This is a genomic window from Streptomyces diastaticus subsp. diastaticus (genome assembly GCF_011170125.1).
Lineage (GTDB): Bacteria > Actinomycetota > Actinomycetes > Streptomycetales > Streptomycetaceae > Streptomyces > Streptomyces diastaticus.
Genome location: NZ_BLLN01000002.1, coordinates 596,536 through 609,700 on the forward strand (window position 1 = coordinate 596,536; position 13,165 = coordinate 609,700).

Annotated in this window: 12 protein-coding genes; 8 read left to right on the forward strand and 4 right to left on the reverse strand. The window is 71.6% G+C overall.

All coding sequences use genetic code 11. From position 1 onward, the window contains the following. The first annotated feature begins 80 nt into the window (after window positions 1–80). From Sdia_RS04535 to Sdia_RS04570, 8 genes are all read left to right on the forward strand, one after another. A complete protein-coding gene (locus Sdia_RS04535; RefSeq protein ID WP_100457498.1) occupies window positions 81–863 on the forward strand; it encodes a YcnI family copper-binding membrane protein in 783 nt (260 codons plus the stop codon). Window positions 864–941: 78 nt separating this feature from the next. Further along, the gene (locus Sdia_RS04540) at window positions 942–1,595 is read left to right on the forward strand and encodes an SCO family protein (RefSeq protein WP_100457583.1); all 654 of its coding nucleotides are present in this window, start codon (window positions 942–944) and stop codon (window positions 1,593–1,595) included. Next, entirely contained in the window at window positions 1,592–2,119 is a 528-nt protein-coding gene (locus Sdia_RS04545; RefSeq protein WP_370464575.1) for a copper chaperone PCu(A)C, read from the forward strand. The genes Sdia_RS04540 and Sdia_RS04545 overlap by 4 nt, the downstream gene beginning before the upstream one ends. A 14-nt stretch (window positions 2,120–2,133) precedes the next feature. Further along, a complete protein-coding gene (locus Sdia_RS04550) occupies window positions 2,134–4,278 on the forward strand; it encodes a copper resistance CopC/CopD family protein (protein ID WP_185393212.1) in 2,145 nt (714 codons plus the stop codon). Window positions 4,279–4,284: 6 nt separating this feature from the next. Next, window positions 4,285–5,529 carry an iron uptake transporter deferrochelatase/peroxidase subunit gene (gene efeB / locus Sdia_RS04555; protein WP_115068975.1) on the forward strand — a complete coding sequence of 415 codons (1,245 nt, stop codon included), beginning with the start codon at window positions 4,285–4,287 and terminating at the stop codon, window positions 5,527–5,529. A gap of 104 nt (window positions 5,530–5,633) precedes the next feature. After that, a complete protein-coding gene (pheA, locus tag Sdia_RS04560; RefSeq protein ID WP_100457495.1) occupies window positions 5,634–6,569 on the forward strand; it encodes a prephenate dehydratase in 936 nt (311 codons plus the stop codon). Between the two features lie 807 nt (window positions 6,570–7,376). Further along, window positions 7,377–8,648, forward strand: coding sequence for a serine--tRNA ligase (serS, locus tag Sdia_RS04565; RefSeq protein ID WP_100457494.1), 1,272 nt, complete (start codon window positions 7,377–7,379; stop codon window positions 8,646–8,648). 26 nt (window positions 8,649–8,674) lie between these two features. Next, window positions 8,675–9,499, forward strand: a complete 825-nt coding sequence (locus tag Sdia_RS04570) for an HAD family hydrolase (RefSeq protein WP_100457493.1) — start codon at window positions 8,675–8,677, stop codon at window positions 9,497–9,499. Window positions 9,500–9,541: 42 nt separating this feature from the next. Here the strand turns inward: Sdia_RS04570 and Sdia_RS04575 are convergent, their stop codons facing one another. Genes Sdia_RS04575 through Sdia_RS04590 form a run of 4 tightly spaced genes read right to left on the reverse strand, consistent with a single transcriptional unit; the run spans window position 9,542 to window position 13,098 of the window. Next, the gene (locus Sdia_RS04575; protein ID WP_100457492.1) at window positions 9,542–10,261 is read right to left on the reverse strand and encodes an ABC transporter permease; all 720 of its coding nucleotides are present in this window, start codon (window positions 10,259–10,261) and stop codon (window positions 9,542–9,544) included. 13 nt (window positions 10,262–10,274) lie between these two features. Next, entirely contained in the window at window positions 10,275–11,186 is a 912-nt protein-coding gene (locus Sdia_RS04580) for an ABC transporter ATP-binding protein (RefSeq protein WP_189500047.1), read from the reverse strand. Beyond that, window positions 11,183–12,064: an ABC transporter permease gene (locus tag Sdia_RS04585; protein WP_100457490.1), complete on the reverse strand. Its 882-nt coding sequence runs from the start codon at window positions 12,062–12,064 to the stop codon at window positions 11,183–11,185. The genes Sdia_RS04580 and Sdia_RS04585 overlap by 4 nt, the downstream gene beginning before the upstream one ends. Further along, on the reverse strand, window positions 12,061–13,098 hold the full coding sequence (locus Sdia_RS04590; protein WP_189500096.1) for an ABC transporter ATP-binding protein: 1,038 nt from the start codon (window positions 13,096–13,098) through the stop codon (window positions 12,061–12,063). Before Sdia_RS04590 ends, Sdia_RS04585 begins: the two co-directional genes overlap by 4 nt. Window positions 13,099–13,165: the final 67 nt, after the last annotated feature.

The following is a 13,165-nucleotide window of genomic DNA, read 5'->3' on the forward strand; positions in this document are numbered from 1 at the left end:
TGCCGCGAGGTCCGCGCGCGCCCGCGCGCCGGACACGTACCGCCTCAACCGTTCACCACTGCCGAAAGTGGAGTCCTCTCATGTCTGTCGACAACGTGACCACCGTCGCCCCCGCCTCCCCGCGCCGGAACTGGGCCGTGCGCGGCTCCGCCCTCGCGGTGACCGCGGCCGCCGGAGTCGTCCTGCTCGCCGGCCCCGCCGCCGCCCACGTGAGTGTGCAGCCTCAGGGTGAGGCCGCCCAGGGCGGCTACGCGACGGTGAACTTCAAGGTCCCCAACGAGCGGGACGACGCCTCCACCGTGAAGCTGGAGATCAACTTCCCGGCCGACCACCCGCTGACCTCCGTCATGCCCCAGCCGGTTCCCGGCTGGGACGTGCAGATCACCAAGACGAAGCTGGACAAGCCGCTGGAGAGCCACGGCAACAAGATCACCGAGGCCGTCTCCAAGGTCACCTGGACCGCGAAGGACAAGGGCGTCGAGACGGGACAGTTCCAGCAGTTCCCGCTCTCCCTCGGCGCGCTGCCCGAGGACGCCGACCAGCTCGTCTTCAAGGCCATCCAGACGTACGACAGCAAGGAGGTCGTGCGCTGGATCGAGGAGCCCACCGGTGGCGAGGAGCCGGACACCCCGGCCCCGGTGCTGGCCCTGACGGCCGCCTCCGGTGACGGCCACGGAGCCGCAGCGGACGACAAGCCGGCGAAGCCCGCCGCCTCGGACGACACCGGGAAGGCCTCGTCCGAGCAGGCCGCCGAGAGCTCCAGCGACTCCACCGCCCGCATCCTCGCGGTCGTGGGCATCCTCGTCGGCCTCGCGGGCGTCGCCTTCGGCGTCCTGTCCGGCCGTCGGCGTACCACCAGCTGAACCCTGCGGTGTGCACCGGGATCATGACCGTGGAACGGTCACCCGGTGCACACCGCACCCGATCCCTGGGACATCACCATGCGCAAGAAGACCCTGCTCGCCGCCGCCCTGTTCTCGGCCTCCGCTCTCACCCTGACCGCCTGCGGCGGCTCGGGGGACAGCGACAAGCCGGTCGCGTCGGTCTCCTCCGACGTCGCCACCGAGAAGGCGGCCACCGTTCTCGACCAGCCCTTCAAGAAGCCGGACCTCGTCCTCACCGACACCAGGGGGGAGAAGTTCGACCTGCGGGAGCGGACCGCGGGCAAGCCCACGCTCATCTACTTCGGCTACACCAACTGCCCGGACGTCTGCCCGCTGACGATGAGCAACATCGCCCTCGCCAAGAAGGCGCTGCCCAAGGCCGACCAGGAGAAGCTCCAGGTCGTCTTCGTCTCCACCGACCCGGAGCACGACACCCCCGAACTGCTCGGCTCCTGGCTGAAGGGACAGGACCCCGACTTCATCGGCCTCACCGGCGACTTCGCCACCATCCAGGGCGGCGCCCGGACGATCGGCATCTCCATCGACGAGCCGACCGAGGACAAGAACGGCAAGCGGGTCTCCATGCACGGCAAGCAGGTCATCGCCTTCTCCCCGAAGGACGACTCCGGATACGTGCTGTACGGCGACGACGCGACCGCCGACGACTACGAGAAGGACCTGCCCAAGCTCCTCACCGGGGCCAAGCCGTGAGGCGCCGGCTGCTCGGCGGCGCGCTCGCCCTGGTCGCGGCTGCCTCGCTGGCGGGTTGTTCGGACGACGGCGCGAAGGCGACGAGTGCCCCGGATCTGACGGTGGCCGGTGCCTTCATGCCGCAGCCGGTCAACGCCGACATGGCCGCGGGGTTCTTCGTCCTCACCAACAAGGGCGGCACCGCCGACCAGCTCACCTCGGTGACCAGCCCGGCCGCCGAGCGGGTCACCCTGCACAGCACCGAGGGCGGGGCCATGCGCGAGCAGGACTCGTTCGAGGTCCCCGCCGACGGCACCCTCGACTTCAGCCGGGGCGGCAACCACCTGATGTTCGAGCAGCTCACCGGGCGCCCGGCCGTCGGTGACTCCGTCGAGGTCGTTCTGCACTTCAGCGAGTCGGGCGAGATCGAGGTCTCCCTCCCGGTGAAGGAGGCCACCTACAACCCGGCCAAGGCGTCGGGCCCCGGGCACGGCACGGTGCAGCCGGCGGACCGCCGGACTGCTCAGGCGCACACGGCACAGTGAGGAGCTGACCGCTGATGACCTGCACGGAATCCGGCCTCCGCAGAGGTGGTGCGGCTCTTGTGACCCCGGGAGCCGCACGGCTGCTGCCCGTCCTCCTCGCGGTGGTCCTGGCCGCACTCGCGGTGCTGGCCGGGGCCGGGAGCGCCGGGGCGCACGCGGCGCTGACCGGGAGCGATCCGCAGCAGGACTCGGTGGTCGAGCAGGCTCCGAAGGAGGTCTCACTCACCTTCTCCGAGCAGATCGCCGTCGACGAGGACGCCATCCGCGTCCTGGACCCCTCGGGCAACCGCGTCGACACCGAGGAGGCCCCGCGGTCACTCGGCTCTGGCGGCGCGCAGTACGCGGTGAAGCTGCGCGCCGGGCTGCCCGACGGCACCTTCACCGTCGCCTACCAGGTCGTCTCGGCCGACAGCCACCCGGTGGCCGGCGCCTTCACCTTCTCCATCGGCGCGCCCTCCGAGACCAGTGCGTCCGTCCCCGACCAGGCCTCCGGCGGCGGCGCCGTCGGCACTCTCTACGGCATCGCCCGCTACCTCTCGTACGCCGGGTTCACGCTGCTGGTCGGCGGGGCCGCCTTCGTACTGGCCTGCTGGCCGGGCGGGGCCCGGGTGCGGCCGATGCAGCGGCTGGTGGCGTTCAGCTGGGTCGGACTGACCGCGGCCACCCTGGCGATGCTGCTGGTGCGCGGGCCGTACGCGGGCTCCGGCAAGCTGGCGGACATCTTCGACCTGGGGGTGCTGGGGGGCGTCCTGGAGACCAAGACCGGGGCGGCGCTGGTCTCCCGGTTGCTCCTGCTGGCCGCCGCCGCGCTCTTCGTCGCCGTGCTCTTCGGCGCGTACGCGCGGCGTGAGAACGCCGAGGAGCGGCGCGACCTGACCTTCGGGCTGGCGATCGGCGGGACCGTGGTCGCGGTGGGGCTGGCGGCGACCTGGGCCATGTCCGAGCACGCGTCGACCGGGATTCAGGCGGGCATCGCCATGCCGGTGGACATCCTGCATCTGCTTGCCGTGGCGGCCTGGTTCGGCGGACTGACCGCGCTGCTCCTCGCCCTGTACCGGGCTCCGTCCGTGGAGCGTTCCGCTGTCCGGCGGTTCTCCGGGGTGGCCTTCGCCTCCGTGGTGGTCCTGGCCCTCACCGGCCTCTACCAGTCCTGGCGCCAGGTCGGCTCCTGGTCGGCACTGACCGGGACCTCGTACGGGCAGCTCCTGTTGGTCAAGGTCGGGCTGGTGGCGCTGCTGGTCGCGGTGGCGGGGCTGTCGCGTCAGTGGACGAGGCGGCTCGGCGAAGCGTCCGAGACCGCCGGCCCGCCGGGTCCGGCAGCCGGGCACGGGGCGCCGCCGGAGGCGGCGGCACCGGTGGCCGGGAGCTCGGGGGCGGATGCGGGCCGCCGGACGCCGGGCGTGGCGGCGGACGGCTCCCGCCCGGACGCCGACAGCGGCGAGCGTACGGAGACCAGGGCAGTCACCGCTGGGAGCTCCTCGCACCCCGAGGGCAGGACGGCGGTCGTCCAGGGCGAGGGGGCGGACGACGCGACGCCGGGCGAGGCCCGGCCCGCCGCCGAGGCACGCGTCCCCGTCCAGGCCGACCCGGTGCGCGAAGCCCAGCTACGGCGCCAGCGGGAGGCCGCGACATCCGCCGCGCGCAAGAAGCGGCGGGACGGCGACCGGGAGCGGTCGGGACTGCGGCGCTCGGTGCTGGTGGAGGCCGGTGTCGCGGTGGTCGTGCTGGCCGTCACCACGGTGCTGACGACGACGGAGCCCGGCCGTACCGAGGAGGAGGCGGCGGCCGGTACCTCGGCGTCCGCCGCCCAGCAGCAGGGGCCGGTCTCCCTCAACGTGCCGTTCGACACGGGCGGCAAGGACGGCAAGGGCACCGTGCTCCTCGACGTGGACCCGGGGCGGAGCGGCGACAACGCGCTGCATGTCTACCTCCAGGGCCCGGACAAGGAGCCGCTGGACGTACCGGAGGTGAAGGTGGCGCTGACGCTGAAGGCGCAGGACCTCGGTCCGCTCACCGCTCCGCTGGAGCGCATCTCCGCAGGACACTGGAGTGCCGCCGGGGTACAGATCCCGCTGGCGGGTCGGTGGACGGTAGCGGTCACCGTCCGGACCTCCGACATCGATCAGGTGACCGTGAGCAAGAACGCAAGGATCGGCTGAACCACCATGGCGGACACCCCCCTCCAGCGTCCGGTGACCCGGCGGCGCCTCCTCGGCACCGCCGGGGCGACCGGCCTCGCCCTCGGTGTGACCGGCGCCGCCGCCGGTTACACGGCGGCCGCACCCTCCGACAGCGTCACACCACTGACCGAGGTGGGTTCGCGGCGCGAGATGTTTCACGTGAAACATCAGCCCGGCATCACCACACCACTGCATGCCCGTGGCCACCTGATCGCCTTCGACCTGGCTCCCGGCGCCGGACGCAAGGAGGCGGCGTCCCTGCTGCGGCGCTGGTCGCAGACGGCGGACCGGCTGATGGCGGGGAAGCCCGCCCCGGCCGGCGGCCATGACACCGGGATCGCGCTGGACGCGGGGCCGTCCGCGCTGACGGTGACCTTCGGGTTCGGGCACAGCTTCTTCGCCCGTACGGGGCTGGAGAAGCAGCGGCCGGCCGCGCTCGACCCGCTGCCGGAGTTCTCCTCGGACCGGCTCGACGCCCGTCGCGGCAACGGCGACCTGTGGGTGCAGATCGGCGCGGACGACGCCCTCGTCGCCTTCCACGCACTGCGCGCCGTGCAGAAGGACGCCGGGCAGGCGGCGAAGGTCCGGTGGCAGATGGACGGGTTCAACCGCTCCCCCGGCGCCACCGAGCAGCCGATGACCACCCGCAACCTGATGGGCCAGATCGACGGCACCAACAACCCCGCCCCTTCGGACGAGGACTTCGCGGCCCGGGTCCGGGTCCCCGACGGCGGCGACCCCGCCTGGATGGCGGGTGGCTCGTACGTCGTCTTCCGGCGCATCCGGATGCTCCTCGACGACTGGGAGCAGCTCTCGGTCGCCGACCAGGAGGCCGTGATGGGGCGGCGGAAGTCCGACGGCGCGCCGCTCACCGGCGGCACCGAGACCACCGAGCCGGAGCTGGAGCGCGTCGGCAAGGACGGAGAACTGGTCATCCCCCTCAACGCGCACGCCCGCATCACCCGCCCCGACCAGAACGGCGGGGCCGCCATGCTGCGGCGGCCCTTCTCGTACCACGACGGCATCGACGACGAGGGCGTACCCGATGCCGGGCTGCTCTTCCTGTGCTGGCAGGCCGACCCGCACCGCGGCTTCGTCCCCGTCCAGCGCAAGCTCGACCGGGGAGACGCGCTCTCGGCCTTCATCCGGCACGAGGCGAGCGGCCTGTACGCCGTCCCGGGCGGCGCGCCGAAGGGCGGGTACGTGGGGCAGGAACTGCTGGAGGGGTGACAGCGGGTTCCGGCCACCTTCGAGCCCCCGTGCGGGGAGGACGCCCCGTCCGGTGGGTGGTCACCGGCCCGGTCGGCGGTCGCCGGGAGACTAGGGTTTCCGACATGTCAGCCACCCGCTACGCGTATCTGGGCCCCGAAGGCACCTTCACCGAGGCCGCGCTCCGCCAGCTCCCCGAGGCCGCCACCCGGGAGCTCGCCCCGATGGTCTCCGTGCCCGCGGCCCTGGACGCGGTCCGCGCGGGCCAGGCCGCTGCCGCCCTGGTGCCCATCGAGAACTCGGTGGAGGGCGGCATCACCACCACCCTCGACGAACTGGCCGCCGGGCAGCCGCTGATGATCTACCGCGAGGTGCTGCTGTCGATCAGCTTCGCCCTGCTGGTACGGCCCGGTACCCAGCTCGGCGACATCAAGACGGTGACCGCTCACCCGGCGGCGCAGGCGCAGGTCCGCAACTGGCTCGCCGCCCACCTCCCGGAGGCCCAGTGGGAGTCGGCCGCCTCCAACGCCGACGGGGCGCGGCTGGTGCAGGAGGGCCGGTACGACGCGGCCTTCGCCGGGGAGTTCGCCGCGGCCACCTACGGGCTGGAGCCCCTGGTGACCGAGATCCACGACGCGGAGAACGCGCAGACCCGCTTCATCCTGGTGGGCCGCCCCGCCCGCCCCTCCGCCCCGACCGGCGCCGACAAGACCTCGGTGGTCGTCTGGCTCGGCCCCGACCGGCCCGGCGCGCTGCTCGAACTGCTCCAGGAGTTCGCGGTGCGCGGGGTCAACCTCATGCTGATCCAGTCCCGGCCGACCGGTGCGGGGATCGGCAACTACTGGTTCGCCGTCGACGCCGAGGGGCACATCGCCGACCGCCGGGTGGCTGAGGCGCTGATGGGGCTCAAGCGGCTCAGCCCCGACGTGCGCTTCCTGGGTTCCTATCCGCGTGCCGATGTGCGCCCGGAGGATCTGGCACCGCTGCGCCCGGGAACGTCCGACGAGGAGTACGTGTCGGCGGCCGACTGGCTGAACCGGTGCCAGGACGGGCGGTTCTGAACGGAATCCCCGCCAGGAGAACGGACTCGCGGAACGGCGTCGTCTGGTTCCGTCCCGGGCTTCACCTGGCAGTTCTCCTCGTCCACAGAGTTATCCACAGGCACGGCTCTCGACCTGGGGACAAGTCGACACGCGAGGCCGGCATCATCGACAAACAGGTGAACGGACTCCAACGGTTCCACGCTGCCGCAAAACCAGGCCCGTCACCTTAATTCTCGTGATCAACCCTTTGGGGCGAACCATTTCCACTCGAAAGCGCGGGTGCGCGAGGTTTGGTCCGGGAATCCCAGGGCCGGCGCACACCTTTCGGAAGTCGATCTTCCGGCATCCACAGATCAACCCCACAGCCTGTGGATAACTTTCGGCGACGAGCCGTTCCTGTGGACAACAACAGGAACGGGCGGCCCCAAGTAGCCGTTTTCGCCCGGCAGTCGAGTCGGCCCGGCGGTTTCCCCGCACCGTCCTCCACGGGCAGCGAGGCGGAAGCCCCGGCCGGCCCGCCTTTCCTGCGGCTCCCAGCACCTTCCGCACACCCGCTCCGCCTCACCCCGCCTCCGTCCTGGCTGCCGCGACCAGAGCTACGGGTGAAATCCCCGCGTACCGGACTTCCGTTTCGCGAGTTCCGGCGATTCGGCTGCCGGAACTCCGGAGCGGAAATCCGCACCGGCCCCGTTCCGGGAATCTTCTTCCTCCGTCCGGACCCGCACGGGTGGCGGCCCGGACCGACAGACGGGCGAAGGGGGACGTTTCTCACCGCCGGCACTATCCAGTCGTAGGGCACCAGGCGGCACCGGTAGCCTGGAGAACGTGATTGACCTTCGCCTGCTTCGTGAGGACCCCGACCGTGTGCGCGCCTCCCAGCGCGCCCGTGGAGAGGACGTCGCACTCGTCGACGCCCTGCTCTCCGCCGACGAACGGCGCAGGTCGTCCGGCGTCCGCTTCGACGAGCTGCGTTCCGAGCAGAAGTCGCTCGGCAAGCTCATCCCCAAGGCCACCGGTGACGAGAAGGCCGAACTGCTGAAGAAGGCCGGCGAACTCTCCGCCGCCGTCAAGGCCGCCGACGCCGAGAAGGACGAGGCCGACGAGGAGGCCAAGCAGCTCCTGCTCCGCCTGGGCAACGTCGTCCACCCCGACGTCCCGGTCGGCGGCGAGGAGGACTTCACCGTCCTCTCCGAGCACGGCACCATCCGCGACTTCGCCGCCGAGGGCTTCGAGCCCCGCGACCACCTGGAGCTCGGCGAGGCCCTCGGCGCCATCGACGTCGAGCGCGCCGCCAAGGTCTCCGGCTCACGCTTCTACTACCTCACCGGCGTCGGCGCCCTGCTGGAGCTGGCCCTGGTCAACGCCGCGATCGCCCAGGCCGGCGCCGCCGGTTTCACCCCCATGCTGACGCCGGCGCTGGTCCGCCCGCGAGCGATGGAGGGCACCGGCTTCCTCGGCCAGGCCGCCGAGGACGTCTACCACCTGGAGAAGGACGACTTCTACCTGGTCGGCACCTCCGAGGTCCCCCTCGCGGCGTACCACATGGACGAGATCATCGAGGCCGACAAGCTGCCCCTGCGGTACGCCGGCTTCTCGCCGTGCTTCCGCCGTGAGGCCGGCACGTACGGCAAGGACACCCGGGGCATCTTCCGCGTCCACCAGTTCGACAAGGTGGAGATGTTCTCCTACGTCGCGCCGGAGGACGCCGAGGCCGAGCACCAGCGTCTGCTCGACTGGGAGATCCAGTGGCTCCAGAGCCTGGAACTCCCCTTCCAGGTGATCGACGTGGCCAGCGCCGACCTCGGCTCCTCGGCCTCGCGGAAGTTCGACTGCGAAGCCTGGATCCCGACCCAGGGCAAGTACCGCGAGCTCACCTCCACCTCGAACTGCACGGAGTTCCAGGCCCGCCGCCTGTCCGTGCGGATGCGGGACGGCAAGAAGGTCCAGCCGCTGGCGACGCTCAACGGCACGCTGTGCGCCGTCCCCCGGACCATCGTCGCCATCCTGGAGAATCACCAGCAGGCCGACGGCTCCGTGCGGGTGCCGGAGGTTCTCCGCCCCTACCTCGGCGGACGCGCCACCCTCGACCCGCAGTAGTCACCCAGTCTGGAGCCGTTCACCACGTGAGCCCCGCCCGTCCCGCCCCCGTGTTCCCGTACAAGCTCGTCGCCACCGACCTGGACGGAACGCTGCTGCGGCCCGACGACACGGTCTCCGAACGCACCCGGGAGGCACTCGCCGCCGCCACCGCGGCGGGTGCCGCGCACATCGTGGTGACCGGTCGCTCCGTCGCCTGGACCCGCCACGTCCTCGACGACCTCGGCTACGAAGGCATCGCGGTCTGCGGCCAGGGCGCGCAGGTCTACCACGCGGGGGAGCACCGGCTGCTCACCTCGCTGACGATGGACCGGCGCCTGGCCGGGCTGGCCGTCGACAAGATCGAGGCGGAGACCGGGCCCCTGCTGCTCGCCGCCGTCCGCGACGGCCTGGACGGCGAGGTGCTCATCGGCCCCGGCTACCGGGTCCAGGAAGGCCCCCTCGTCGGCGTCCCCTGCACCGACCGGGCCGAGCTGTGGGCGGCCCCGATCAGCAAGGTCTACCTCCAGCACGCCACCCTCGGCGACGACGAACTCGCCGCGGCCGCCCTGCGGATCGCGGGTGACCTGGTGGGCGTCGTGATGGCCGGGCCGGGCGTGGTGGAACTGCTGCCCCTGGGCCTCTCCAAGGCCACCGGGCTCTCTCTGGCCGCCCGGCGCCTCGGCACCAAGGGCGCCGAGACCATCGCCTTCGGCGACATGCCCAACGACATCCCGATGTTCGGCTGGGCCGGCCACGGCGTCGCCATGGCCAACGCCCACCGGGAACTCAAGGCCGTGGCCGACGAACTCACCACCTCCAACGCGGAGGACGGCATCGCCGTGGTCCTGGAGCGCCTGCTCACCGGCTGACCCACCGGGCCCCGGCCGCGAGCGGCGCGGGGCCCGCCCCGGTCACTCCTCCCCGGCCACGGTCAGGCTCCGCAGCTTCTGTCCCGCGTACCAGGTGGCCAGGACGGTCGCCGCCACCAGCAGGACCACCGCCGTCGGCAGAGCCACGTCGGAGGTGACGGCCTCGCCACCGGTCACCTTCTCGGCGATCGCCAGCGCCCACTGCTGCACGCTGAGGGTGCGGGCCCCGCTGATGAGCGAGGCGAAGAGGCCCTCCCAGATCAGGGCGTAGACCAGTCCGAAGACCACGGCGTGCCGGGTGATGGTGCCCAGCAGGAGGAAGAGCGCCGCGTAGGCGATGGAGGCGACCAGCGCCGCGACCGTGTAGGCGACGGCGAGCTGTCCTCCGTTGCCGTTGAGGATGAAGCCGGCGATCAGGGTGGGTATGGCGGAGAACGCCATCGTCACGCCGATGGCGACGAACAGCTTGGTCAGGATGATCGTGGGGCGCTTGATCGGCTTGGCCAGCAGGTACACCACCGAGCCGTCGTCGATCTCCGGTGCGATCGCGCCGGTACCCGCGACGACTCCGATGATCGGCACCATGACGGCGAGGGAGAAGCCGCCGAGGACCGCTTCCGCCGTGCTGTCGTCGGCTCCGGTGAGGAGCCGGACCGCCGCGGCGATGATCAGGAGCAGCGCCGGGAGGACGAAGAGGATGAGGGCCCGGCGGCGGCCGAGCAGTGCCCGGTAGGTGAGCCGGGCGACCGTGGGGTCGTACATCGCTGAAGGCTCCTTACGCCGCGACGAGATAGGAGAAGACCGATTCGAGGGACTCGTCGGACGGCGAGACCGTCAGCAGCCGGATGCCGTGGTCCCGTGCCACCCGGGGGAGCAGTTCGGTGAACCGCCCGAAGTCGACCGCCTGGACACGCAGCGCCCCCTCCCGGGCGTCCACCTCGATGCCGGAGGTGGACGGGTCCGCTATCAGCGCGGCGGCCAGTGCCCGGTCGTCGCTGGAACGCACCACGTACTGGTGCGGTCGGTCGGTCATCAGCCGCCGGATGCGGCGGAAGTCCCCGGAGGCGGCGTGCCGGCCGGCGACGATCACCTCGATGTGCGAGGCGAGCTGCTCGACCTCCTCCAGGATGTGCGAGGAGAAGAGCACCGTGCGGCCCTCCTCGCCCATCCGCCGCAGCAGTTCCATGAGCTGCATACGCTGGCGGGGGTCCATGCCGTTGAACGGCTCGTCGAGGAGCAGCACCGAGGGTTCGTGCACCAGCGCCGAGGCCATCTTGACCCGCTGGCGCATCCCCTTGCTGTAGGTCGCGATCTTCCGGTCCTGGGCGTACTCCATGTCGACCGTGGCCAGGGCGCGAGCGGCCGTGGCGGCGTCGAGGCCGTGCAGCTCGGCGTTGGCGACGACGAACTCCCGGCCGGTGAGGAAGTCGTACATGGCCTCGCGCTCGGGGACGATCCCGATGTGCCGGTAGACGGACTCGTTCCGCCACACCGGGTCGCCGTCGAGGGTGACGGTGCCGGTGGAGGGGGCGAGGAAGCCGCCCATCATGTTGATCAGTGTGGACTTGCCCGCGCCGTTGGGGCCGAGGAGGCCGGTGACGCCGGGGCCGATCGTCATGGTGATGTCGTTGACCGCGACGACGTTCCCGAACCAGCGGGAGGCGTGGTCGATGCTCAGGGTGGTCACAGTCCGGCCTTCCGGTAGCGGCGCATCAGCAGGCCGTAGCAGCCGGCGATGATGCCGAGGACGACGAGGAGATGGACGGCCCCGCCCGCCGTGGACGGCCCGGCCCCGCCCGGGTAGGCCGAGGAGGCACCGAGGAAGGCCGTCTGCACGCCGTCGATCAGGGTGATGGGGGAGAACAGGCCGATCCAGCCGACCGCCTCGGTGGTGCCCTGCTGGAAGGCGATGGCCTGGACGGTGGAGACCGCGCCGTAGGTGATGGTGAAGACCGCGATGACCGCGGCGATGCCGAAGCCGCGGCGCGGCGTGACCGCCGACACCACCAGCCCGATTCCGGCGAAGAGCAGGGAGAGCAGTGCCACCGAGACCATGCCCTGTCCGAATCCCGCCGTCTGGTCGGCGAAGTCGAGTTCGGCGAGAAGTGCGCCTCCGTACAGCACCAGAAGCGGGACGGCGGTGAGCAGGAAGAGGGCGGAGGCCATCGCCGCGTACTTGGCGAGGACGTAGTCGACCCGCTCGACGGGGCGGGAGAAGTAGAGCGGGACCGTCTTGAAGCGCAGGTCGCGGGAGACGGACTGGGGTGCCTGCGAGGCCACGTAGAGGCCGATGACGGCCTGCATGACGATGGCGTAGCGGGTGTAGTCGACCGGGAGGCTCTTGAGGCCGGTGGTGACCGTGACGGCGACCATGACGGCCGCCGGCAGGCACATCACGGCGAACAGGAGCATGGGCAGCACCTTGGACTTGGCCGAGCGGCCGAGGCCGTAGGCGCCGCGCAGGCTCTGCGAGTAGAGGGCGCGCCGGGCGTGCGGGCGGCCCAGCCGCGGGCCGTCGTACTTCCGGTAGCCGATGTTGTGGATCTGTGTGCTCTCCACGGTCATGACCGACCGCCTCCCGCCGTGCCTCGGACGGACTCCGCGGCCGGTGGCGCCGAGGCGGCGGCGGGCGGCGGAGGCCCTGATGGGTCGTGTTGCGCGCGCTGCCCGGCGGCGTCCGTGTGGAAGACGTCGGCGATGTGGCGGCGGCCCTGCTCCATGCGGACCAGGCCGAGACCGAGGTCGACGACGAGGTCCCGGACCAGGTCGCGGGTCTCCTCGTCGGCCTCATCCAACAGCAGGCTGTGGCCGGCGCCGGGCAGGACACCGCCCGAGCCCGCCGCGACGCCCCGGGCCTGGAGCGCCGCCAGCAGCGCTGCGGTGCCGTCCGGGTGGGCCTCGGTGTCGGTCACCTCGACCGCCAGCGTGGTGGTGGCCCCGGTGAAGTCGCGGGTGGAGCTGGAGCGCAGCAGGCTGCCGCCGTCGATGACCACGACGTGGTCGCAGGTGCGCTCCAGCTCCCCGAGAAGGTGGGAGGTGACCAGGACCGAGATGCCGAAGTCGGCGTGGATCCGCCGGATCAGCTCCAGCATGTCGTCCCGGCCGACCGGGTCGAGGCCGTTGGTCGGCTCGTCCAGGAAGACCAGGTCCGGGTCGTGGACCAGAGCCTGGGCCAGCTTGACGCGTTGCTTCATGCCGGTGGAGTAGCCGCCCATCGGCCGGTAGCGCTCTTCGTAGAGGCCCACGTGCCGCAGGGTGTCGGCGGTGCGCTCGCGGGCGGCGGTGGGAGGCAGCCCGGACATGCGCGCCATGTGGACGACGAACTCGGTGGCCGAGACGTCGGGTGGCAGGCAGTCGTGCTCGGGCATGTATCCGACACGCTCGCGGATGGCGCCGCCGTGGGTGGAGACGTCGAGGCCCAGCACCTCCGCCCGGCCTTCGGAGGCCGGGGCGAGGCCCAGCAGGATTTTGATGAGCGTCGACTTCCCGGCACCGTTGGACCCCACGAGGCCGGTCACTCCGGGCCCGACGTCCATGGTCAGCCGGTCAAGGGCGGTCACCTTGGGGTACCGCTTGCTCAGGCTTTCGGTCGCGATCACAGTCACCCCTCGAACGTAGTGGTGCGCGCCACAGCAGTCGTCAGACCACGGGGTTGTCCTCGCCTCA

Coding starts and splice junctions, on each gene's coding strand:
- Sdia_RS04535 (WP_100457498.1), top strand. CDS start 81: ATGTCTGTCGACAACGTGACCACCGTCGCCCCCGCCTCCCCGCGCCGG.
- Sdia_RS04540 (WP_100457583.1), top strand. CDS start 942: ATGCGCAAGAAGACCCTGCTCGCCGCCGCCCTGTTCTCGGCCTCCGCT.
- Sdia_RS04550 (WP_185393212.1), top strand. CDS start 2,134: ATGACCTGCACGGAATCCGGCCTCCGCAGAGGTGGTGCGGCTCTTGTG.
- efeB (WP_115068975.1), top strand. CDS start 4,285: ATGGCGGACACCCCCCTCCAGCGTCCGGTGACCCGGCGGCGCCTCCTC.
- pheA (WP_100457495.1), top strand. CDS start 5,634: ATGTCAGCCACCCGCTACGCGTATCTGGGCCCCGAAGGCACCTTCACC.
- Sdia_RS04575 (WP_100457492.1), bottom strand. CDS start 10,261: ATGTACGACCCCACGGTCGCCCGGCTCACCTACCGGGCACTGCTCGGC.
- Sdia_RS04585 (WP_100457490.1), bottom strand. CDS start 12,064: ATGACCGTGGAGAGCACACAGATCCACAACATCGGCTACCGGAAGTAC.